Raw genomic sequence first — 23,889 nt, 5'->3', positions numbered from 1 at the left:
TGTATGAATAAAAATACAAAAAAACGCTTTACAACAGTAAAGCGTATGTATATAATAACGCTTGAACAATAATAAAAAAGCAGAGTAGGAATATGTGCGTTAAGTGCCATTTGGACAGGGAGTTGCCATTTGGACGAAAAGTTTTCTTGCGATACATAATCCGCATCCCGCTGCTACATACTACGGCGAATAACCTCCTATGTAGAGCGAAGATTACTGCAAAGGAGGTTTTTTTATGTCAATTTTATTAAGAAATTTTGCATTTTCTGCAAAAGAATTCAAGAGCATTAAGTCAATAGTTGCCGCGGCATTATTGATAGCTCTGCACACAGTATTAGCTGTGTTTGTATCAATTCAGGTAACACCAACACTTAGAATTTCAGTATCCTTTCTTGCCAACTGTGCAATAGGATATATGTTTGGTCCAGTTATGGGCTTTGTGTGTGGTGGACTTGGAGATTTGATTCAGTTTGTTATTAAGCCTACAGGTGCATATTTTCCTGGCTGGACAATAAGTGCGGCATTAGCTGGATTTATATATGGTCTGTTCTTTTATGGCTGTAATATGAAGGTAGCTGAAAAGTATGATGAACAGGGTCAGAAGAAAGGTATATTAAGGATTATAGACTTTAAGTTCCTTTTAAGATGTGCAGCGGCACTTACAATTGATACATTACTTGTAAATGTATTACTTGGAACTTACTGGTGCAGTATAATGTATGGAAAGGGCTTCGCATTTTACTTATCAATACGTTTTGCTAAGAATATGATACAGCTTCCAATTAACATTATACTGACATATTATGTATTAGGATTTATTAAATACATTAATAATAAAATTTATGAATAAAAATATGTTGATAAAAGAATATTAATGGACAGTACATCAGCACGGAAAGGAAGAAAGTTATGTCAAAGATAATGATAGCATCAGATATTCACGGTTCTGCATATTATTGCAGATTAATGTTAGACAGATTCAAGGAGGAGAACGCAGAAAGATTAGTTCTTCTTGGAGATATACTCTATCACGGACCAAGAAATGATCTTCCTAAAGAATATGCTCCCAAAGAAGTTATCGCAATGCTTAATCCCCTGCGCAATAAGATAATATGTGTAAGAGGTAATTGTGATACAGAGGTAGATCAGATGGTGCTTGATTTTAATGTGTTATGTGAACAGGCATATGTTAATTTTAATGGCCGTTCAATAGTATTAGCACACGGACACAAGCTTGATGAAAAGAATATTCCGGCGTTAAATGATGGCGATATCCTTTTATGCGGACATACACACGTTCCAAAGTGTGAAAAGAGAGATGGATATATATATATATGAACCCAGGTTCAGTATCTATCCCTAAGGAGAACTCAGCTCACAGCTATATGATACTTGATGATAAGTTCTACTGGAAAGACCTTGATGGTAATGTATATATGGAACAGAAATATTAAACTATAACAGCCTTTTAATAATTCTTTATATATTTTTAATTGCTTTTGCAAAAGTATATGATAGAGTATTATTTGATGATAATTATTGAGAAATGTGAAAGGCTGGATTGTTTATGAATGGTTTCAAGGATAAATTTGCAAGATTTATGTATGGAAGATATGGCATGGATCAATTGTCAAGAAATTTATCTTTAATATGTCTTGTGTTACTGGTTATAACAATGTTTAGCAGAAGCAATGTATTATATGCCATAGCACTTGCAGGAATAATATATACATATTTTAGGGTATTTTCGCGTAATATATCTAAAAGAAGCGAAGAGAATGAGAAATACCTGTCTTTCCATTATAAAGTAGTGGGAAAGATTAACAGAATTAAATATATAATTAAAGACAATAAGACACATAAGATATTTAAGTGTCCAAGTTGTTCACAGAAGATAAGGGTGCCTAGAGGAAAAGGCAGGATAAGTATTAAATGTCCAAAGTGCAGAATAGAATTTATTAAGAAGACCTGATTTAAAGTGTAAAGACTTGAATCAGGTCTTTACTTATATTCTGGTGAATATAATTAATGGAATATAGTGAAAGAATTGCCAGCGGCATTATTGTAGAAGAAAAATGGCAATTATTTATCTATTGTAATGCCGGACGATTTGAATATGAACCAGAAGCTTGAAAATATATTGAATGTATCTTTAGATGCCACAGAAGACGAATTAAGAAAAGCTGACAGCCTTAGTACAGGTTATAACTGGCGTGATAATACATGGGAGATAATAGTTAAATATTCAGGAAGTCTTGAGAGTATACGAAACAGATATAACGTATATATCAAAGAGCTTCTTAATTATTATGCAATTATAGTGGCTGATAAAGCTACAATAGAACTTATATCGCAGGAAGATGTCATAGATTATGTGGAAAAGCCTAAGAGTCTTTATTATCAGATAGAACGCACTAAGACAGCCGCATGTGTAGGAAGCGTGAGGGCGGATGGGAACATTTTATCAGGAAAAGGTGTTATTGTCGGAGTGATTGATACAGGGATAGATATATTTGATAATGCTTTCAGGAATTCTGATGGGACTACAAGAATACTTAACATATATGACCAGACGACAGGTGAGAAATACGATAAACAGTCGATTGATGAGTATATAAGGCTTAATGAGGATTTATCAGGCGGTACATTTTCTTATGATAATGCTCCAGGGGTTGATAACATAATGCATGGAACGGATGTTTCGTATATAGCGGCAGGCAGTTTGGGCGTTGCTTACGAGGCTGATATTATAGCAGTTAAAATGGGATATTCTATTAATAACCAGTTTCCAAGGACAACAAGCCTTATGGATGCAATTGATTATATTATAAGAAAAGCAATTGAATACAGAAAGCCTGTGGCAGTTAATATAAGTTATGGCTGTAATTATGGTGCACATAATGGTAATACGTTATTAGAGAGCTTTATTGATGATATATCCAAAAGCTACAGGTGTGTTATATGTGTAGGGAGTGGCAATGAAGCAGATAAAGCGATACATTTTGGGGGGATTATTAATACCGGACAGGTACAGACAGCGTATCTTAGTGTTGGTGAATATCAGAGTGCCATAGATATCCAGATATGGAAGAATTACTGGGATACAATTGATGTAATGTTAATCAATCCGCGTGGCGAACAGATTGGAATAATAACTGAGGGGAGAATTAACAGGTATGAAACATACAATACTGAGATTATAACATTGCTTGGTGAACCATCTCCATATAATATATATCAGGAAATATATATTAATCTTATTCCAAAGACTGATTATATATTATCAGGTATATGGCAGATAGTGTTGATGGCAGGAAGTATAAGGGCAGGTGAATATAATATATGGCTTCCGTCAAGTCAGGCACTTGGTTATGCAACAGCATTTAATAATCCTACAGCTGATGGGACGATTACAATACCTGCAACGGCAAGAAACTGTATAGCAGTTGGGGCGTATAATGCATACACGAATTCTTATGCAGCATTTTCGGGACGGGGATTTGATAATAGCATAAGAAATGTTAATGCAGGGGTTAAGCCGGATATCACAGCACCAGGTGTCGATATAAGTATTGCAAGGCAGAGGGGGAATGATATTACATATAGAAATGTTACAGGCACATCTTATGCAGTTCCGGTTGTTACAGGTGCGGCGGCACTTCTTATGCAGTGGGGAATAGTTATGGGCAATGACAGGTTTATGTATGGCGAGAAATTAAAGGCAGCTCTTATTGATGGTTCTAAGCCAGTAGGACTTGTTGGGATTACACGAAACGATAATCAGCCAGACCCGCGTACAGGCTGGGGAGCGGTGTGTCTTAAGAATACGCTTAATAAAATTTTATAAATCATCTTGAAATTCATACAAACATTGTGGTATAGTATGTTTATATGAATGAGAAATATAATAAGTCCATTGTACTTAAGACTGTTATATTTAAGAATGGAGGATTTAGATGAAGATATCAACAAAAGGCAGATATGCATTAAGGGTTATGATAGATTTAGCAGAACACGATAATGGCGAATATATAACACTTATGGATATAGCTGAAAGACAAGGAATTTCAGAGAAATATTTAGAATCAATTGTTTCTTTATTAAGCAAGAATGATTTTCTTATATCATTAAGAGGAAAGGGTGGTGGATATAAGCTTTCAAGGCGTCCAGAGGAATACACAGTATTAAGCGTATTACAGTGTACAGAAGGTTCTTTAGCACCTGTTGCCTGTCTTGAGAGCAAGCCTAATAAGTGTCCTAAGCTTGAAGAGTGCAAGACAATTACTATGTGGGAGAATTTTGAGAAGACAATCAATGATTACTTTAACAAGATAACAATAGCAGACCTTATTAATTCTGGTAATGGAATTGATAACTATGTTATTTAATATATATGCCAGAATGTCACTTGAGTGCCAGTCTGGCATATTTTATGTAATAGCAGGCTTTATCTGTTATAGATAATAAATGTCTTGACGTATTTATTATCTTTCGGACAGGGCTTATCTATGGGGAAAAAAAGCCACCAGCACCGCCGCAGGCACAGCATATGCCAATACATTTTGCAGCAGAAGCAATATCAAAGCCAGAACCCTGATTAATGGCAACAGAGATAACACATAAAATGCAGAAGTATATAATACCATAGAGTATTCCCCATATAAGACGGTTGCATTTTCTTATGTGTCCTAATATAAGTCCACCGGCAAATGTGCTGATACCATAGGCGGCAGTAATACATATGCTTATTATGTTATTGCTAAGTGACATTTTATACATACATATAGATATAATTATCAGTAAAGCAATTGTTATAATGTAACCCGCTATTAAGGTCTTTAGTATTCCAATTAATTTGTTCATACAGCATTTCCAATCTATATATATTCTTTACAAGCTTATGTCCATATATTTGATAATATTCATTCAACTTGACATCTGTATTATTAATACTGTAATATATTAAAATATAACACACAAATTAAAGTGTTGTATATAAATATTATTTTATAAAAAGAATGGAGGAATAATTCCTTGGATACGGACAGTTATATTCAACTTATAACTATTATTATTTTATTATTTCTTTCGGCATTTTTCTCGTCAGCTGAGACATCATTTATGACTGTAAGCAAGATGAAAATTCGTTCGCTTATGGATGAGGGCAACAAACGTGCAGCTTTAGTTGCTAAGATTATAGATGATTCTGGAAAGCTGCTAAGTGCCGTACTTATAGGTAATAACATTGTTAATATTTCCTGCTCAGCACTTGTTACTACATTTACAATAAAGGTATGGGGAAGCTATGCTACAGGAATAGCAACTGGTGTTCTTACACTTTTCGTTCTTTTATTCGGAGAAATAACCCCAAAGAATCTTGCTACATATTATTCTGTTAAGCTTACATTATTATATGCACCAATTATATATGGTCTTATGGTTATATTGACACCAGTGATATTTATAGTTGATCATCTTGCTGGCGGAGTATTAAGAATATTTGGCATTAAATCTAATGATAAGAATTCAACTATTACTGAGGAAGAGCTTCGTACAATAGTAAAGGTAAGCCATGAAGAAGGAATTATCGAGAAAGATGAAAGACAGATTATTGATAACCTGTTTGACTTTGGAGATACAAGCGTTAAAGACGTTATGATTCCAAGAATTGATATGACAGTTGCAGATGTTAATTCATCTTATGAAGATATAATTACATTATTTAAAAGTACAATGTATACAAGAATACCGATATACGAGAATGATTCAGATAATGTAATCGGTATACTTAATATTAAAGATTTGATAGTCGGTGATAAAAAAGACGAAACCTTTAATATAAGAGATATAATGAGAAAACCATTTTTTACATACGAACATAAGAATACATCTGAGCTGTTTAAAGAAATGCAGCTTAACAGATACAGTATTGCAATTGTTCTTGATGAATACGGACAGATAGCTGGTATGATAACAACTGAGGATTTGCTTGAGGAAATTGTTGGTGAAATCAGAGATGAGTATGATACAGATGAGAAAGACGATATGACTAAGATAAGGGATAATACATATCGAATTAATGCATCGTGCAAGCTTGATGACATTAATAGTGAGCTTGGAACTAAGTTGTACTCACAGGATAATGACTCGCTTGGTGGATTTATATCAGAAAAGCTTGACAGAATACCTAAAGCCGGGGATAAGCTGACAATTGATAATGTATGGCTGTTTGTTGAACGTTCTTCGGTAAACAGGGCAGAGTCAGTTATATTAAAGATACAGCCGGATAATAAAGACACTAATGACAGATAATATAATGAACACCAAAGTGTTAATCTTAAAAGCTCTTTGTGGAACTTTATATGCACTGAAAGGCTGCACAAGAATTGCTGGATATTATAACAAAGTCAGAAAATATCATATCAGAGGCTTAGTGCATTGATATGAATATAATTAATATACTTATAGAAGAATGTGATTAAGTAAATGCTTAGTCACATTTTTTGTTGTATATTTTTATTTCATATTTTGTTGCGTATTTGAGCATTATATAAAAAACGATGCAACAAATTATTTCAAAATGTTGCATCCATTATTAATATCTTATTCCTATTTACATATTCTATATCGTCTATTTTTCATATTACTTTACCCCTTTTTATAAAAAAATTGACTTTTTTAGAAACTTTTTAAAGATTAACCTTTAAAAATACAGAATCTTTATCGTCCTGCTTAATTCCTAAGTATCTTTTAGTTATTTCATAAGATGAATGGTTATAGATATCCATAAGAATTGCAGGTGGTGTTCCACATTTCCAAGCATAATACCCGAAGGTTTTACGCATTGAATGGCAGCTTATTCCGTTTTCAAGATTAAGAATATCAGCCGCGTGTTTGATAATACGGAATGCCTGCGAACGGCTTAATGCAGTATTATCGTATCTCCCTGGGAATATATACCCCTCCCCTGTTACGTCATCAAGGCTCTCCATATACCTAGATAACCCTTTTCTTGTGCTTTTGTTAATTGCTATCCGTGTCTCCTTACCAGTCTTTTTCTCGGTTGTTACGAGATGCTTCCTAAAATGTTTTTCCTTGATGTCATAGACATCTTTCCATCGTAATTCGAGCAAATCACTAATTCTTAATGCTGAATTTACCCCTAAACATATAAGGGCATAGTTTCTTAAGTTGGGCTCATTATCCAGATAAAATCTGCGAAATGCTTCCAGCTCATCAATATTTCTTATCGGTTGTGCTGTGCTCATATTTATACCTCCATTCACCATATAGCATACAACATTTGATGCAACATTTTGAAATAATTTGTTGCATAGACAAGGAGGTTAATGTGCTTAAGCTCACAATCAAACCCGGCGAGTACATCAACATCGGCGATGATGTAAGGGTTATCTATTCAGGAGGCTCAGAAGGGAATATTCATCTTTTAATAGATGCCCCAAGGGAACTCAACATTGTAAGAAGCAAGGTTCTTGCAAGAAATACCGCCAATTCGGATAAGAAAGAGTCCCGCTATATATCTCCATATTATGCGGAACGTGGACTTTCCCCTGAAACACTTTCCAAAATCCGCAGGCTTATAAGGGAAGATAAGAAGATGAATAAGCAGGTTGTAGATAGGAAAGAGGACATCAGTCAGGATAATATACAGAGTTAGCATGGTAACACTGTTTATTATATATGCGTATTAACTGTAAAGGCTGATGCCAGCAGTTCTAATACATTCCCGGTAAGGGAGATGGGAACGGATTCCCGAACAAATATTATATTTACACGGAGGTACATACTATGGTAGTACAACACAATATGTCAGCTATGAATGCTAACAGAATGTTAAGCGGAGTTTCATCTGCACAGTCAAAGTCAACAGAGAAGTTATCATCAGGTTATAGAATTAACCGTGCAGCGGATGATGCAGCAGGACTTTCTATCTCAGAGAAGATGAGAGGACAGATCAGAGGTCTTAATCAGGCTTCAACTAATGCTCAGGATGGTATCTCACTTATCCAGACAGCTGAAGGTGCTTTAAATGAATCACATTCAATTCTTCAGAGAATGAGAGAGCTTTCAGTACAGGCAGCTAACGGAACAGAGACAGATGACGATAGAGAAGCAGTTCAGAACGAAATTGAACAGCTTCAGAGCGAGTTAACAAGAATTTCTGATACAACAGAATTCAACACTATGAAGTTACTTGATGGTTCTCAGTCAGGAAGCAAGGTTCAGGTATCTGTAAGTAAGAGTGCAGCAGGTAACCTTACTGAAGAGCCAGCTACAAAATCAACATTTACGACAGCAGCAGTAACTGCAGTTGCTGCTGCTAAGGAATCAACATATTCAGTAACAACATTAGATAAGAATGGTAATGCAATTACAACATCAGTTACAGTCACAGGACAGAATGACAAAGCAAAAGATGCTGCATCAATTGTAACTGAATTAAAGAAAACAAGTCTTGCAGATACGTTTGATATTACGAGTGATACAACAACTGGAGCTATTACTTTCACAGCTAAGGAAGCTGGAGTAACACCAAGCATTGCTTTAGTATCTCAGGATGGAACATCAGCAGCACCAGCAAAATCAACTCCAGGTACAGAAGCATATAATAAAATATCAGAAAATATTCAGGTATATGATGGAGCTAAAGACAAAAATATTGAAGACTCAATATTTACAGTTAATGGTGAAAAGTTCGCATATGTTACAGATGCATCTAAGTTAGGTGATAATAATAAAGATGTTAATTATGTTGTAGCAAAGGCAACCGTAGATGAAGATGCTGGTAAGGCTATGGCTGCATTGATCAATTCTAAGACAGGTATTGCGGCTGAGAGTGATGGAAATGGTGCATTAAGCTTAAAGCCATCAGCTACAGCTACAGGCAAGGGTATTGAGCTTCAGATTGGTGCTAACGAAGGCCAGACAATGAACTTCACTCTTGATGATATGAGCGCTGACGCACTTGGTGTAGGTGCTGGTAAGGTTGATTTAAGTACACAGGATAAGGCTAAGACAGCTACTACAACTATCGATGCAGCTATCAAGAAGGTATCTAAGGCAAGAGGTCAGATGGGTGCTGTTCAGAACAGACTTGAGCATACAATCAACAACCTTGATACAGCTTCTGAGAACCTTCAGACAGCTGAGTCACGTATCCGTGATACAGATATGGCAGAAGAAATGGTTAACTACAGCAAGAACAACATTCTTGCACAGGCTGGACAGTCTATGCTTGCACAGGCTAATCAGTCTAACCAGGGTGTTCTTACACTTCTTCAGTAATCAATTAGCGTATTACTACTAGGTTAATCAAGCAAAATAAAAAAGCCTGAATAATCAAAATTAGATTATTAAAAATTACATAAAAACAACCCCGCAATATGTTCCATGCACATATGTTGGGGTTGTTTTTGTATTAATAATTCTTTACAGCGTTGACAGCTTCATCTTTGGATAGTTGGTAATCTTCAATGAGTTTATTAACAGTGTCATCATCTGATAGGTTCATATCTTTGCATAATTTGATAAAAGCGTTGATACCTTTGGTAAGTTCGAGTTGCTTGCCCTCATTAAATCCAATTTGTCTACCTTGAGCCAATCCGAGCTGTTTACCCTCAGCGATACCCAATTGCCGTCCTTCTTCCTTAACGATTTCAAGATGACCTTCTTCGTCATATTCATAAATGCTCACAGTAATCACTTCCTCCCTGTGATTTCTAAAAAATTCAGACAATACATTTTCAGCTATACATTCATCAACTGCCTCAGTAACAGCAGTGCGGATATCAATCTTCTCAACATCGGTCTTAACACGCACTTTATTAACAAATATCATATAGTCCTTAAGCGTTTCGCATTTAGAAAGAAATTCAGAACTATATGTATGTATATTAGAATTGCTAACAGAATTATCATTAATATTAGAATTAAAAGTACGGGATTTATTACCCGCATTATTATCAGTGTTAATATTAATAACCCTTACCATAAGCTCCAACTCCGGACAATCTATGTTCTTCTCATACATATCCGATAATCGAAGAATACTTTCTGCTTCAAGCGGCTGCTTTCCATTATAAAATGTAACGAAATGCGGTACTGGAATTTTAAGCGTTGTACTCCTGTGCAAATCACTATTGTTATACATCTGTCTGTATACATCAGATAAATAGTGCAGAAATCGCAACGGCATATTAGGATTACGGCTTGACTGCTGTTCAAACATATACAAATCCTGCCCGAACACAAATGAAGCATCGTTTTTATACTTCATATATACGCCACCTTTAAGGGTGGTAACAGTTAAATCGTTTACATTAGTGTAATTTGTGTCATTTAATCCATTATAAAGGTCAAGCAGATTATTCTTATCCCTATATAAAAGACAGAATACATTGTCTTTATATTGCCTTATTTCAGTTGATTGTCTGATTGCACCAGCATTTATACTGTTATTTTGTGGGTGTAAAGCTTGCTTAGTATTGTTAGTATAATTATTTAATTTTCTCATAAGTTCTCCAATCTTGGTAAATAATGTTAGATATCATATTTAGTTCAATAAAACACAATTACTTTAAATTGAAGAATTCATATCTTTATATTATCATTAGTAAATATGTATGACAAGCATATTAAAAATGTTGCATTATAAGTGGTTGTTTTATTGATTGTTAAATATGATAGCTGGATATTTGATATAGATATTTATAAATAGTCTATGTAGCATTAATATTTAATATATAAAATGTTATAAGATTATCTGTAAATAAAGATTATTTACATACAACACCCAATATTTATAACTGAATTATATTGAGTGTTGTACCTAGGTTAAAGTGTTATATACACAAGTAGTTAATGGTTCTTTAAGGCTTTGACAGCTTCATCTTTGGATAGCTGGTAATCTTCAATCAGTTTATTAACGATGTCATCATCTGATAGGTTCATATCTTTACATAGTTTTATAAAAGCATTGATACCTTTATTTAAGCCTTCTGCAAGTCCAAGTTGTCTACCCTCAGCGATACCCAATTGCCTGCCTTCTTCCTTAACGATTTCAAGATGACCTTCCTCATCGTATTCATAAATGCTTACAGCAATCACTTCCTCCCTGTGATTTCTAAAAAATTCCGACAATACATTCTCAGCAATACACTCATCAACCGCTTCGGTAACAGCAGTACGGATATCAAGCCTTTCAACATCTGTCTTAACACGCACTTTATTAACGAATGACATATAGTCCTTAAGAGTTTCGCATTTAGAAAGAAATTCAGAGCTGTATGTAAATGAATTAGTGTTATCTGAACTGACTTTATTATTAGAATTATGAAACTCATCTGATTGATTAGTACCATTAATAATATGGTTCTTTTCAGTGTCCAATAATTTTTTATTAATAATAGCTCCCGTGTTAATATTAATAACCCTTACCATAAGCTCTAACTCTGGACAGTCAATTTCCTTCTCATACATATCAGATAATCGAAGAATACTCTCTGCTTCAAGCGGCTGTTTACCGTTATAAAATGTAACGAAATGTGGTACTGGGATTTTAAGCATTGTACTCCTGTGTAAATCACTATTGGTATACATCTGTCTGTACACATCAGATAAATAGTGCAGAAATCGCAACGGCATATTAGGATTGCGGCTTGACTGCTGTTCAAACATATACAAATCCTGTCCGAACACAAATGAAGCATCGTTTTTATACTTCATATACACGCCACCTTTAAGGGTGGTAACAGTTAAATCGTCTACATTAGTGTAATTCGTGTCATTATGTCTATATTCTATCATTGGGAAAAAGTTATGACAAGAAGAACAATATTGTTATTTGTGCTGGCTATGCACTAGATAATTAAGACTAATGATATATCATTATAATAAAATATTACGCGTAATATATATTATATATAACATACATACAATACAAATGCAATACTAAAAAGATGAAAAATAAAAAAAGGAAATTATCTGTTTTTGTTGAATATTTAAAAAGTAGGCAGTTTTTTGGCGTTTGTATGCGTGATTATGTATTGCGCAGAAATGAGGGTGAAGTATGAATATCAGAGAACAGCAGGAGAGCAGAGAACACGAGTATATGAGTCCATATGCCAGTTTCAGTGATGAATCAAGGGGCAGGGATAAGCCAGAGCCACAGTGCGATATGCGCACGATTTATCAAAGGGACAGGGATAGAATATTACATAGTAAGTCATTTAGAAGACTGAAGCATAAGACACAGGTATTTCTTGCACCAGAGGGAGATCATTACAGGACAAGACTTACCCATACGCTGGAGGTTGCCCAGATAGCAAGAAGCATTTCAAGAGCGTTAAGACTTAACGAAGATTTGACAGAAGCTATTGCACTGGGACATGATCTGGGGCATACGCCATTTGGACACGCAGGTGAGAGAACGCTTAATGAGATATGTCCGTTAGGGTTCAGTCATTACAGGCAGAGCATAAGAGTTGTTGAATTCTTGGAAAAAGATGGAGCAGGACTTAATCTTACGTGGGAAGTAAGAGATGGCATTGTTAATCATAGAACAGCAGGCCGCCCATCAACGCTGGAAGGCAAGGTAGTAAGGCTTTCCGATAAGATTGCATACATCAACCACGATATAGATGATGCCATAAGGGCAAGGATATTTTCCGAGGACTATATACCTAAGGAATATACAGACGTGTTGGGAACAACTACCAAGAGCAGGCTTAATACGCTTATAAGCGATATAATAAAGTGCAGTATTGACAAGGATGATATTATAATGTCTGATACGGTACATAAGGCGATGACAGATTTAAGGCAGTTTATGTTTGACAAATTGTATACCAATCCAGCCGCAAAGAGCGAGGAAGTTAAGGTGTGCAAGCTCATAACAGAACTTTATAATTATTATATTGATAATATTGAGGAGCTTCCTGACAATTACAAACGCTTCATATATGAAAGAGGCGAGAAGCCAGAGCGGGTTGTATGCGATTATATAGCAGGAATGAGCGACCAGTATTCTATAAGCAGGTTTGAGAATATATTTGTTCCTAAAGCCTGGAAAGGCTAGAAAGAAGAGTTAATAATGTATTCAAGTGAAGTAATAGAAGAGGTAATATCAAGAAATGATATAGTTGATGTTATTTCAGGATATATAAAACTTAAGAAAAATGGCAGTTCATATGTAGGGCTTTGTCCATTCCATAATGAGAAGTCACCGTCATTTTCTGTGTCTGGCACGAAGCAGATGTATCACTGCTTTGGCTGTGGAGTTGGAGGAAATGTAATAACATTTGTAATGGAATATGAGAATTATACATTTCCAGAAGCAGTAAAAATGCTTGGAGAACGTGCAGGAATGGAACTTCCTGAGACTGATTACTCCGCAGAGGACAGAAAAGACAGGGATATAAAGACAAGGCTTTTAGAGATTAATAAAATAGCGGCGACTTATTATTATCATCAGTTAAAGTCAGAAGCTGGAAAGTCGGGGCTTGATTACCTTGTAAAGAGAGGTCTGTCGGATAAGACTATTAACAGCTTTGGACTTGGATTTGCACCGCAGTCAACGGGTGAGCTGTATCGTATGTTAAAGGATAAAGGCTATGATGATGAGATTTTAAAAGAATCGGGCCTTTTTACATATGAAAAAGGTGTGAGGGATAAGTTCTGGAACAGGGTAATATTTCCTATAATGGACATTAACAATAAGGTTATAGGCTTTGGCGGAAGAGTAATGGGAGATGCGAAGCCTAAGTATCTTAATTCGCCAGAGACCAAGCTGTTTGATAAAAGCAGGAATTTGTATGGGCTGAATGCGGCAAGAACAGCAAGAAAGAATAACCTTATAATATGTGAGGGCTATATGGATGTAATATCCCTTCATCAGGCTGGATTTACGCAGGCAGTGGCATCGCTTGGAACGGCACTGACACCGGGACACGCACGACTTATGAAAAGGTATACTGACAATGTTCTTATAACCTATGATAGTGATGAGGCAGGTGTGAAAGCTGCGTTAAGGGCAATTCCGATACTTAAAGAGGCAGGTTTGTCCACAAGAGTTATTAATATGCGGCCATATAAAGACCCTGATGAATTCATCAAGGCATTAGGTACAGAAAGCTTTCAGGACAGAATAGATAAGGCACAGAACAGCTTTATGTATGAAATTGGAATAATAGAGAAGAATTATAACAGAAGTGATCCTGAGGGCGAAACGTCATTTGAGAAAGAAGTAGCTTCCAGGCTTGTTGTATTTAAGGAAAAGCTTGAGAGGGAGAATTATCTTAAGGCGGTGTGCAGGCAGTATATGATTCCGGAAGACGGAATGAGGGATATGGTCATAAGGCTTGGAAGCAATGAAGGCATTATGGCAAAGCACGACACATATACGGCTAAGGAGAATACTCCTATAAGGAAGAAACGCGAAAATGGCGTAAGACAGGCAGAGAAGATTTTGCTGACGTGGATGATTGAAGATGGTGACATTTATGAGAAGGTCAGTAAGTTTATAAGTCCTGATGATTTTGTAGATCCGGTATTTAAAGATGTAGCAGCTAAGATATATGAACAATACGAGAGTGGGCAGATTAATCCTGCGGCGATTATCAGTTCATATATGGATACAAGTATGCACAATGAAATAGCGGCTATGTTTAGTGCAGAATTAAGTGACTCCCTTAATAAGCTTGAGAGGGAGAAGACGCTTAATGATACAGTTATAAAGGTCAAGAAGAATAGTCTTGATACTAAGCTTGATAATGCTACAGATGCAAGAGCTATGCAGGACATTATCAATCAGCAGATGAAGCTTAATAATATTCATATTAATTTGTAATATATGCGAAAGGTGGACCATTGTAATGGCAGATAAGAAAGAAAACTTAATCGAAGAAGAAGTAAAAGAAACTAAAAAAGCAACAAGAAAGAAGAAATCAGACGAAGAAGGTGCTAAAAGCACAGCCAAGAAGCCAAGAAAAGGCAAGGAAGGTGCAGAAGCTGAACTTACAGAAGAAGAAAAAGCACAGGCTATTCAGGAAAAGTTTATGGAAAAATGCAGGGGAATACTTGCAATAGCCAAGAAGAAAAAGAATGTCCTTGATTATAAGGAGATTATGAACTATTTTCAGGATACTGATTTTGAAGCAGATAAAATGGAAAAGGTATTTGAATTCCTTGAAGCTTGTAATGTAGATGTTAAGATGAATGATGATGAAGTTGAGGAGGACGATATCCTTCTTGATGATGAAGATGATATAGATATTGAAAAGATTGATTTATCTGTACCAGATGGTATTGGCCTTGAAGATCCTGTAAGAATGTACTTAAAAGAGATTGGTAAAGTCCCACTTTTAAGTGCAGAGGAAGAGATTGAGTACGCTAAGAGAATGGAACAGGGTGATGAGGAAGCTAAGAAAAGACTTGCCGAGGCTAACTTACGTCTTGTTGTAAGTATTGCAAAACGTTATGTTGGAAGAGGAATGCAGTTCCTTGACCTTATTCAGGAAGGTAACCTCGGTCTTATTAAGGCTGTTGAAAAGTTCGATTACCGTAAGGGATATAAGTTCTCAACATATGCTACATGGTGGATAAGACAGGCTATTACAAGAGCTATTGCTGACCAGGCAAGAACAATCCGTATTCCAGTTCATATGGTAGAAACTATCAACAAGCTTGTAAGAGTACAAAGACAGCTTTTACAGGAATTAGGAAGAGAACCATCTCCTGAAGAAATAGCAGAGACTATGGATATCCCGGTTGAGAGAGTGAGGGAAATCCAGAAGATTTCACAAGAGCCGGTTTCACTTGAAACACCTATCGGTGAAGAGGAAGACAGCCACCTTGGTGACTTTATTCAGGATGATAATGTTCCAGTACCAGCAGAGGCAGCAGCTTCAACACTTCTTAAGGAACAGCTTGTAGAAGTTCTTGGAACACTTACAGACAGAGAGCAGAAGGTATTAAGACTTCGTTTTGGAATGGACGATGGAAGAGCAAGAACTCTTGAAGAAGTTGGTAAAGAATTCAATGTTACAAGAGAGCGTATAAGACAGATTGAAGCTAAGGCATTAAGAAAGTTAAGACACCCAAGCAGAAGCCGCAAGCTTAAGGATTATCTTGACTAATTAACCAATAAGATAACAAGGAAAATGTATGAACAATATTATTAATATATCTGAGAGATTAAAATGTGCTGCAAGCCTTGTTAATAAAGGTGCAAGAGTAGCAGATATCGGCACAGATCATGCATATCTTCCAATATATCTTGTCCAGAATGGAATAAGTAATAAAGTATATGCATGTGATGTAAGAAAAGAACCATTAAGACGTGCACAGCTGCACATTGATGAATATGGACTTTCAGATAAGATAACTACACAGCTTTGTGACGGGCTTAAAGGTATTAATAAAGGTGACGTTGATACAGTAACTATATGCGGTATGGGCGGAAAGCTTATGAAGAGTATATTACAGGCAGGTATAGACAAGCTTGGGTATAATACCCAGCTTGTCTTATCTGCACAGTCAGAATTAAGGGATTTCCGTGCATATCTTTTAGAAGCTGGCATAGATATTAAGTCAGAACATATTCTATTAGAAGACGGAAAATATTACTTTATATTTGACTGTGTATACAACACGCCATATGAACAGCATTTTAATAAAAATGTTGTTAATGCAGATGACATTTATAAAAATGATAATCAGAATAATAATGAAAAGAATAATAATGAAAAAAAGATTACAGCTTACACTGAGGAAGAATTAAGATATGGAAAATACCTTCTTGATAATAAGTCAGAAGTGCTTTATGAGTATCTTAATAAAGAACTTATGAGTTGTAATAATATTAGAGATAATCTTCTTAATAAAGAACAGTCAGTGTCTGTGAAGAATAGAATCAAGGCTATTGATGAAGATATTGCTGTTATTAATAAGGCGTTAGGAAGATGGAAGGAGCAATAAATGCTTTTATCACAGATGGCAGCAGAAGCCGCAAAAGATTACAAATATGATATTATTCTTGCTAATGTCAACGGCAAGCTTACAGAGATATCAGATATGGATATAACGGATGAAAAGGTGGAATTTATTACTGTAGGAGAAACTATGGGTAATGAGGCGTATAAAAGAAGCGTACTTCTTTTAATGCTCAATGCAATACATAAGCTTGATACAGATAATAAAATCAAGAGAGTTACAGTTGAATTCTCTCTTAGCAAAGGTCTTTATTGCGATATAAAGGGTGATTTTGAGATTACAGAAGAATTTCTTAATAAAGTAAAAGAAGTTATGAGAGCTGATGTTAAGAAAAACCTGCCTATTAAGAAGCAGGGAATGAAGACATCAGAGGCTATTAAGCTGTTCAAGAAGTTCGGAATGGAAGATAAGACACAGTTATTCAAATATAGAATTAGTTCTTATGTTAATGTATACAGCATAGAGGGTTATTACGATTACTTCTATGGTTATATGGCAGCTAATACAGGAATATTAAAGACATTTGACATATTCCAGTATGATAAGGGCTTTGTTCTTCAGTTGCCAACTAAAGAAAATCCGGAAACAGTGCCGGAATTTGCACCACAGGCTAAGCTTTTTAATGTACTTATGGAAAGAAGCGAGTGGGCAGATATGCTTGGTGTTGATACAGTTGCATCATTGAATAAGCATATAATAAGCGGGGATATTAATTCACTTATTCTTGTTCAGGAAGCGTTACAGGAGCAGAAGATTGTTGAGATTGTTAATCAGATAAAAGAAAGGGAAGGCGTTAAATTCATTATGATAGCCGGACCATCTTCATCTGGAAAGACAACATTTTCACACAGATTATCTATACAGTTAAGAGCAAGTGGATTTAAGCCACACGCAATTGGGGTTGATAATTATTTCGTGGAGAGAGAGCAGACACCTGTTGATGAAAATGGAGAGTACAATTTTGAGGATTTACATGCAATAGACATAAAGCTTTTTAATGACCATATGAATGCATTGCTAAGAGGTGAAAAGGTTGAGATACCTCAGTTTAATTTCCTTACAGGAAGGAAAGAATACAATGGTGATTATATACAGCTTGGGGAAGAAGATATTCTTGTTATTGAGGGTATACACTGCCTTAATGATGAATTATCCTACGCACTTCCAGTTGAAAGCAAGTTTAAAATCTATATAAGTGCACTTACACAGCTTAATGTTGACGAGCATAACAGAGTTGCTACAACAGATGGACGTCTTATAAGACGTATGGCAAGGGATTACAGAACAAGAGGAGCTTCTGCCAAGAGAACACTTTCAATGTGGGAGTCGGTTAGAAAAGGTGAAGAAAAGAATATCTTTCCATTTCAGGAAGAAGCAGATGCTATGTTTAATTCGGCTATGGCATATGAGCTATGTATATTAAAGCCAATAGTAGAGCCTTTACTTTTCTCAATAACAGAAGATGACCCAGAATATCAGGAAGCCAAGAGGTTGCTTAAGTTCTTAGCGTACTTCCTTCCTTGTCAGGCAGACAATGTTCCGATTAATTCTATAATGAGAGAATTTATTGGGGGAGGATGTTTTAGGGTTTAGAAAAATAATAGCAAATGTATATACAAATGCTTGCATAGTGTGGCGGAAAATATTATAATTATTATACAGAAGGGAGTGAATATTATGGCACAGATTAGTTTACGTGTAGATGATGAGATAAAGCATAAAGCAGAGAAAACATTAGACGAAATAGGACTAAGTATGTCAACAGCAATTAATATATTCTTAAAAACAGTTGTCAGGGAAAACCGTATTCCTTTTGAACTTACAGCTGACCCATTCTATAGTAAGTATAATATAGAAGAATTGGAAAGACGTGTGGCAAATATACGTTCAGGTAAAAGTACTTTAAAGGAGCACGAATTAATAGAGGAGGATGAGTGAGAAAATTATGGGGAGATGAGGCTTGGGAAGAATATCTTAATTGGCAGACACAGGATAAGAAGATGCTAAAAAAGATAAATAGATTATTGATGGATATTGACAGAAATGGATATCAATGTATAGGAAAGCCAGAGCCTCTTAGTGGCAATTTACAAGGATATTGGAGTGTTAGAATTGATGAGAAGAATAGGATTGTTTTCAGAATAGAAAATAATAATATTGAAATCATACAATGTGGAACGCACTATAGGGATAAGTAGAAAATATGGAGTAAAAGAATACTCGGTCACAACCGACTCGGTTGTGACCGAGTATTCTTTTGAAATTAACTTGTAATGAAAACAATAGAAATTGTTATATAGCTATATATAACATATACTATTTCCTAAACGAATTCTTATACTCCCTGGACATTTCAAAAAGTTCATTAACATACCTTGGAGTTTTGTTATCAATATTCTTCTTAATTTCACTTAATATGTCGATATAATCGCCAAGCAGTACGCTTATATCTTCTGAGTTAGAAGCACATATCTGATCCCACATTTCAGGAGATGAAGCGGCTACCCTTGTCATATCGCGAAAGCTTCCAGCCGCTAACATCTGCATATGCTTGTCGTTGTCATCCTGCTCAGATACGAGCTTTACAAGTGCTGTAGATATGAGGTGTGGAAGGTGGCTTATTGCGGCTACGCTTTTGTCGTGAATTGTGTAGCCCATAACAATAGGATTGGCTTTCATATCATACACAAGTGCTTTGAAGCGTTCAAGCTGTTCATTAGTAGTCTTTGATGTTGGAGTGATTACATAGCGTGCATTTTTCATAATTGCTGATGAAGAATTAGCATAGCCTGTAAGTTCAGAGCCTGCCATAGGGTGGCCGCCTATAAATACATCTTCCATATCAAGCTCTTTAACAGTGTTATGTATAGAAGTCTTAACACTTCCGACATCAGTTATAATACAGCCGCTTTTAACGATAGCTTTTAACTGCTTAAGGTAGTCATTCATCGTTATTACCGGTGTGCACAGAATTATAAAATCACAATTAGCAAATCTATCATCAACGCAGTCAAGTACTTCATCAACAACTCCGTCTTCCTTTGCTTTATACACAGGCTCAAGTCTTCTGCTTGTTGCAATTATATTATAATTATTGCCCGATTCCCTGAGTGCGTGTGCTATAGAGCCAGCGATAAGTCCGAAGCCTATAAAACCAACTTTACAATCCATAATATACTTAACCTCGTTTCTTATAATTTAATAATAAATATGATGTTTGTGTGTAATTAAAATCATTAAAATATAATGGTTGTTATAGATTTTAGCACTTTAAAGCGACAGTGTAAAGGCTGAAACTAAATATATTTAAAGTAATTAAACGGCTTTTGATAAAATTTGTCAAAAATGTTCATAAAATAATACGTATAAATTAAGTTATTTCTGATAGCGTTGAATATAATGGTGGACAGTGTATATATAATGCTGATATTGTAAATATACTTGTGCTTGGCATAGACAGCAATCTTCTTGTAACGCGGAGGCAGTATCAAGGCTGATGTATAATATCCCTATAGACCGCGTGTGTGTATTTAACTGTGAAGCTATAGGTGTGATTAATGATGCTGTGGGAGGCGTTGAGGTTACCATAGAGAACGATTTTACAGATGAGAGTGGAGAAGTTCTCGAACCGGAGTTCTACAAGGGTAACACATTAAAGCTTAATGGAGAGCAGGCAGTTACATTTATAAGAGAAAGAGATTGCAGTATATTTAAGAGTGCAATGGACAGGGTGGAAAGGCAGGAGCAATATATAAGCAGTCTTGTAAGCACAGCCAAATCAAAGCTTAAGCGTAACCCGATGATAGCATTATCTATTCTTAATAAGCTTAAAGAAAATGACTGCATATATACTGATATATCAGCTTCAGAGCTTATGTATATTGCACAGCTTGCAGGAAGAACCCATTTTTCTATGGAAGATGTGACAACAATCCCCGGTGAGGTTAAGATGGGAGAAGAGTTTGAGGAATACCATACGGATAGTACGGCACTTAAAAAAATAGTACTGGAAAATTTCTATACTAAGGTAAAATAACCAAAGTAAAAAGATTAAAGCAAAAAGATTAAAGCAAAATGATTAATGTAAAATAGCAATGAGAAAAATGACAGAAATACAAAGATATAATGTCAATGTCAAAGGATTTCCGTAAAAAAGTGGCCGGTTATTGACAAATACTTTCATTGTGATAATATTTGAAAGTGAGTAAATATGTGATTGAAAGCACCGGATTGGTATAACCGGTGCAGGAATGAGGTTTTAAGATGGCTAATACAACAACTTATAATCCCAAGTCTATCGAGCCAAAGTGGCAGAAGTATTGGGAAGAACACGGAACATTTAAAACAGATGTATGGGACTTTTCAAAGCCAAAGTACTATGCACTTGATATGTTTCCTTATCCATCAGGAGTAGGTCTTCACGCAGGTCATCCAGAGGGATATACAGCTACAGATATCACTTCACGTATGAAGAGAATGCAGGGATATAATGTACTTCATCCAATGGGATATGATTCATTTGGACTTCCAGCAGAACAGTATGCTGTAAAGACAGGTAACAATCCTAATGGATTTACAGAAAAGAATATAGAAACATTTACTAAGCAGTTAAAGGAATTGGGTTTTGATTATGACTGGAGCAAGACTTTAGCAACAAGTGATCCTAAGTTCTACAAATGGACACAGTGGATATTTAAGCAGTTATATTTGGATGGCTATGCTAAATATATAGATATGCCAGTTAACTGGTGTGAGGAGCTTGGTACAGTTCTTTCTAATGATGAAGTTATTGATGGTAAGTCAGAACGTGGCGGATATCCTGTTGTAAGAAAGAATATGAAGCAGTGGGTTATCGATCAGGTAGCATTTGCAGATAAATTACTTGAGGGACTTGAACATATCGACTGGCCAGAGTCTACTAAGGAAATGCAGAGACACTGGATAGGCAAGTCAGAAGGTGTAGAGGTTGACTTTAAGATTGACGGTGGTGGAGATTTCTCTATCTTTACTACTTGTATTGAAACTATATATGGTATTACATTTATGGTACTTGCACCAGATGGAGATATCGTTAAGGAGCTTATGCCAAGAATTCAGAACAAGGAAGAGGTAGAAGCTTATATAGCAGAGACTATTAAGAAGAATGATATGGATAGAACAGAGCTTAACAAGACTAAGTCAGGCTGCGTTCTTGAAGGAATATATGCAATTAACCCGGTAAATGGCAAGAAAGTTCCTATATACATAGGTGATTTCGTTCTTGCCAACTATGGTACTGGTGCTGTTATGGCAGTTCCAAGCCACGACCAGAGAGATTTTGAGTACTCAGAGGCACACAATATTCCTAGAATACAGGTTATTGATGGCGCTGATGTATCAGAAAAGGCATTTGAAAAGTATGATTACCTTGGCAAGGGCTGCAAGCTTATCAACTCAGAGGAATTCACAGGCCTTACAGTAGAAGAAGCTAAGGAAGCTATTACTCAGAAACTTGAAAAAATGGGCGTAGCAAGAAGAAAGGCTAACTACCATTTCAGAGAGTGGATATTTGCAAGACAGAGATACTGGGGTGAACCAGTGCCTATCGTATATCTTGAAGACGGACAGATTCACGTTCTTGATGATGATGAGCTTCCACTTATCTTACCAGAACTTGAAGATTACAAGGGCAAAAATGGACAGGCTCCACTTGAAAATGCAGCAGAATGGAAGCAGTATGAACATAATGGACTTAAGGGTAAGAGAGAAACTTCAACAATGCCTGGTTCAGCAGGTTCAAGCTGGTATTATATGAGATATATCGACCCAGATAATGATAAGGAACTCTGTGATCCGGAACTTCTTAAGCACTGGCTTCCAGTTGACCTTTATATAGGTGGACCAGAGCACGCAGTTGGACATCTTATGTACTCAAGAATATGGAACAGATACCTTTACGACAAGGGTATATCACCAGTTGCAGAGCCATTCCAGAAGTTAGTTCATCAGGGTATGATTCTTGGTTCTAACGGTATCAAGATGGGTAAGAGATTTCCAGAGTTCGTTATCAACCCAAGTGATATCGTAAGAGAATATGGTGCTGATACTTTAAGACTTTACGAAATGTTCATGGGTCCTCTTGAAGCTTCTAAGCCTTGGAGCCAGCAGGGTGTTGAAGGTGCAAGAAGATTTATCGGTAAGGTATGGAACTTCTTTACAACTGAAGGCAATGTTGTCGATGAGGAAGTTAAGGAACTTGAAAAGGTATATAACCAGACAGTTAAGAAGGTTACAGATGACTTTGAAAAGCTTGGCTTTAACACAGCTATCAGCCAGATGATGATATTTATGAATGCTGCAACTAAGCTTGGCAAGTGTTCAAGAGAATACGCAGAAGGCTTTATAAAGATGTTCTCTTGTATCTGCCCACACGCAGGTGAGGAAATGTGGAGCCGCTTTGGCCATAACGATACAATAGCTTATGAAAGCTGGCCAACATACGATGAGGAAGCCTGCAAGGAAGACACTGTAGAGATTGGTGTTCAGGTAAATGGTAAGGTTAAGGGAACTATTTCTATAGCTGTAGATGAGGCTAAGGAGTCAGTTCTTGAAAAGGCTAAGAAAGCAGTAGAAGGCAAGATTACAGGTAATATAATTAAGGAAATCTATGTACCTGGCAAGATTGTAAATATTGTTGCAAAATAAATTATATTAAATATAGTTGATTTATTACTGAATTATATTTGAAGCATATGGGAAATTTTGATATGTACTCTTTTTACTGGACAGACCAGTAAGGAGGATACTTATCATTTTCCATATGCTTTTTTAATGTTGAAATAGGGCTACCGCAATCCCACTGGCTTTAGACGGTGGGTTAAGGTAGCCGGAAGCGGAGGG

Annotated in this window: 21 protein-coding genes, 1 pseudogene and 1 riboswitch; of the genes and pseudogenes, 17 read left to right on the top strand and 5 right to left on the bottom strand. The window is 36.0% G+C overall.

The window, feature by feature from the left end; genetic code table 11:
• The first annotated feature begins 78 nt into the window (after positions 1 to 78).
• Positions 79 to 175: riboswitch (THF riboswitch) on the top strand.
• 60 nt (positions 176 to 235) lie between these two features.
• The 5 genes from C7390_RS07095 (at position 236) to C7390_RS07075 (ending at position 4,388) form a co-directional block, all read left to right on the top strand.
• Complete coding sequence (locus C7390_RS07095; protein WP_022501141.1) at positions 236 to 850, top strand: folate family ECF transporter S component; 615 nt, start codon at positions 236 to 238, stop codon at positions 848 to 850.
• A 59-nt stretch (positions 851 to 909) separates the two neighbouring features.
• Positions 910 to 1,338 (top strand): phosphodiesterase, encoded by a 429-nt coding sequence (gene yfcE, locus C7390_RS07090; protein ID WP_318295596.1) that lies wholly within the window; start codon positions 910 to 912, stop codon positions 1,336 to 1,338.
• Positions 1,339 to 1,567: 229 nt separating this feature from the next.
• On the top strand, positions 1,568 to 1,972 hold the full coding sequence (locus C7390_RS07085; RefSeq protein WP_055306687.1) for a hypothetical protein: 405 nt from the start codon (positions 1,568 to 1,570) through the stop codon (positions 1,970 to 1,972).
• Between the two features lie 144 nt (positions 1,973 to 2,116).
• Positions 2,117 to 3,847, top strand: a complete 1,731-nt coding sequence (locus tag C7390_RS07080; protein ID WP_318255817.1) for a S8 family peptidase — start codon at positions 2,117 to 2,119, stop codon at positions 3,845 to 3,847.
• Between the two features lie 109 nt (positions 3,848 to 3,956).
• Positions 3,957 to 4,388, top strand: a complete 432-nt coding sequence (locus C7390_RS07075; protein WP_022501137.1) for an RrF2 family transcriptional regulator — start codon at positions 3,957 to 3,959, stop codon at positions 4,386 to 4,388.
• Positions 4,389 to 4,506: 118 nt separating this feature from the next.
• Here the strand turns inward: C7390_RS07075 and C7390_RS07070 are convergent, their stop codons facing one another.
• The gene (locus tag C7390_RS07070) at positions 4,507 to 4,863 is read right to left on the bottom strand and encodes a TIGR04086 family membrane protein (RefSeq protein ID WP_022501136.1); all 357 of its coding nucleotides are present in this window, start codon (positions 4,861 to 4,863) and stop codon (positions 4,507 to 4,509) included.
• A 171-nt stretch (positions 4,864 to 5,034) separates the two neighbouring features.
• Between C7390_RS07070 and C7390_RS07065 the strand changes: the two genes are divergently transcribed.
• On the top strand, positions 5,035 to 6,312 hold the full coding sequence (locus tag C7390_RS07065) for an HlyC/CorC family transporter (protein ID WP_055176002.1): 1,278 nt from the start codon (positions 5,035 to 5,037) through the stop codon (positions 6,310 to 6,312).
• A gap of 377 nt (positions 6,313 to 6,689) precedes the next feature.
• On the opposite strand, the gene C7390_RS07060 is transcribed toward C7390_RS07065, so the two are convergent.
• Positions 6,690 to 7,268 (bottom strand): tyrosine-type recombinase/integrase, encoded by a 579-nt coding sequence (locus C7390_RS07060; RefSeq protein ID WP_055176000.1) that lies wholly within the window; start codon positions 7,266 to 7,268, stop codon positions 6,690 to 6,692.
• An 83-nt stretch (positions 7,269 to 7,351) separates the two neighbouring features.
• Between C7390_RS07060 and C7390_RS07055 the strand changes: the two genes are divergently transcribed.
• On the top strand, positions 7,352 to 7,678 hold the full coding sequence (locus C7390_RS07055; protein ID WP_055306685.1) for a carbon storage regulator: 327 nt from the start codon (positions 7,352 to 7,354) through the stop codon (positions 7,676 to 7,678).
• A 131-nt stretch (positions 7,679 to 7,809) separates the two neighbouring features.
• Complete coding sequence (locus C7390_RS07050; protein ID WP_116443853.1) at positions 7,810 to 9,306, top strand: flagellin N-terminal helical domain-containing protein; 1,497 nt, start codon at positions 7,810 to 7,812, stop codon at positions 9,304 to 9,306.
• Positions 9,307 to 9,439: 133 nt separating this feature from the next.
• Here C7390_RS07050 and C7390_RS07045 read toward each other — a convergent pair whose 3' ends face one another.
• Entirely contained in the window at positions 9,440 to 10,534 is a 1,095-nt protein-coding gene (locus tag C7390_RS07045; protein WP_116443852.1) for an RpnC/YadD family protein, read from the bottom strand.
• A gap of 344 nt (positions 10,535 to 10,878) precedes the next feature.
• Entirely contained in the window at positions 10,879 to 11,745 is an 867-nt protein-coding gene (locus C7390_RS07040; protein WP_116443851.1) for a FliH/SctL family protein, read from the bottom strand.
• A gap of 343 nt (positions 11,746 to 12,088) precedes the next feature.
• On the opposite strand from C7390_RS07040, the gene C7390_RS07035 reads away from it, so the two are divergent.
• The 7 genes from C7390_RS07035 to C7390_RS07005 all read left to right on the top strand — a co-directional run bounded on the left by C7390_RS07035 (position 12,089) and on the right by C7390_RS07005 (position 19,208).
• Positions 12,089 to 13,096, top strand: coding sequence for a deoxyguanosinetriphosphate triphosphohydrolase (locus C7390_RS07035; protein WP_090141416.1), 1,008 nt, complete (start codon positions 12,089 to 12,091; stop codon positions 13,094 to 13,096).
• 15 nt (positions 13,097 to 13,111) lie between these two features.
• Positions 13,112 to 14,866 (top strand): DNA primase, encoded by a 1,755-nt coding sequence (dnaG, locus tag C7390_RS07030; RefSeq protein WP_318255996.1) that lies wholly within the window; start codon positions 13,112 to 13,114, stop codon positions 14,864 to 14,866.
• Positions 14,867 to 14,891: 25 nt separating this feature from the next.
• On the top strand, positions 14,892 to 16,154 hold the full coding sequence (rpoD, locus tag C7390_RS07025) for an RNA polymerase sigma factor RpoD (RefSeq protein WP_318295595.1): 1,263 nt from the start codon (positions 14,892 to 14,894) through the stop codon (positions 16,152 to 16,154).
• A gap of 28 nt (positions 16,155 to 16,182) precedes the next feature.
• On the top strand, positions 16,183 to 16,995 hold the full coding sequence (locus C7390_RS07020; protein ID WP_022503111.1) for a tRNA (adenine(22)-N(1))-methyltransferase: 813 nt from the start codon (positions 16,183 to 16,185) through the stop codon (positions 16,993 to 16,995).
• Entirely contained in the window at positions 16,996 to 18,603 is a 1,608-nt protein-coding gene (locus tag C7390_RS07015; RefSeq protein WP_022503110.1) for a nucleoside kinase, read from the top strand.
• Positions 18,604 to 18,687: 84 nt separating this feature from the next.
• Positions 18,688 to 18,948: a type II toxin-antitoxin system RelB/DinJ family antitoxin gene (locus tag C7390_RS07010; RefSeq protein WP_022503109.1), complete on the top strand. Its 261-nt coding sequence runs from the start codon at positions 18,688 to 18,690 to the stop codon at positions 18,946 to 18,948.
• Positions 18,945 to 19,208 carry a Txe/YoeB family addiction module toxin gene (locus C7390_RS07005; protein WP_055306682.1) on the top strand — a complete coding sequence of 88 codons (264 nt, stop codon included), beginning with the start codon at positions 18,945 to 18,947 and terminating at the stop codon, positions 19,206 to 19,208. Before C7390_RS07010 ends, C7390_RS07005 begins: the two co-directional genes overlap by 4 nt.
• 118 nt (positions 19,209 to 19,326) lie before the next feature.
• Here C7390_RS07005 and C7390_RS07000 read toward each other — a convergent pair whose 3' ends face one another.
• Positions 19,327 to 20,181, bottom strand: coding sequence for a prephenate dehydrogenase (locus C7390_RS07000; RefSeq protein WP_055306681.1), 855 nt, complete (start codon positions 20,179 to 20,181; stop codon positions 19,327 to 19,329).
• A gap of 307 nt (positions 20,182 to 20,488) precedes the next feature.
• Here C7390_RS07000 and C7390_RS06995 point away from each other — a divergent pair.
• Both C7390_RS06995 and leuS read left to right on the top strand, forming a co-directional pair.
• Positions 20,489 to 21,046, top strand: a pseudogene (locus tag C7390_RS06995) (LCP family protein); the annotation flags it as partial.
• A 227-nt stretch (positions 21,047 to 21,273) separates the two neighbouring features.
• Positions 21,274 to 23,694, top strand: coding sequence for a leucine--tRNA ligase (gene leuS, locus C7390_RS06990; RefSeq protein WP_055175979.1), 2,421 nt, complete (start codon positions 21,274 to 21,276; stop codon positions 23,692 to 23,694).
• Positions 23,695 to 23,889: the final 195 nt, after the last annotated feature.

Origin of the sequence: Bacteroides galacturonicus (assembly GCF_003096855.1) — a bacterium.
GTDB classification, from domain to species: domain Bacteria; phylum Bacillota; class Clostridia; order Lachnospirales; family Lachnospiraceae; genus Lachnospira; species Lachnospira rogosae.
The sequence above is the reverse complement of the archived record's forward strand: the minus strand, read 5'-3'. Positions and strand labels throughout refer to the sequence as shown.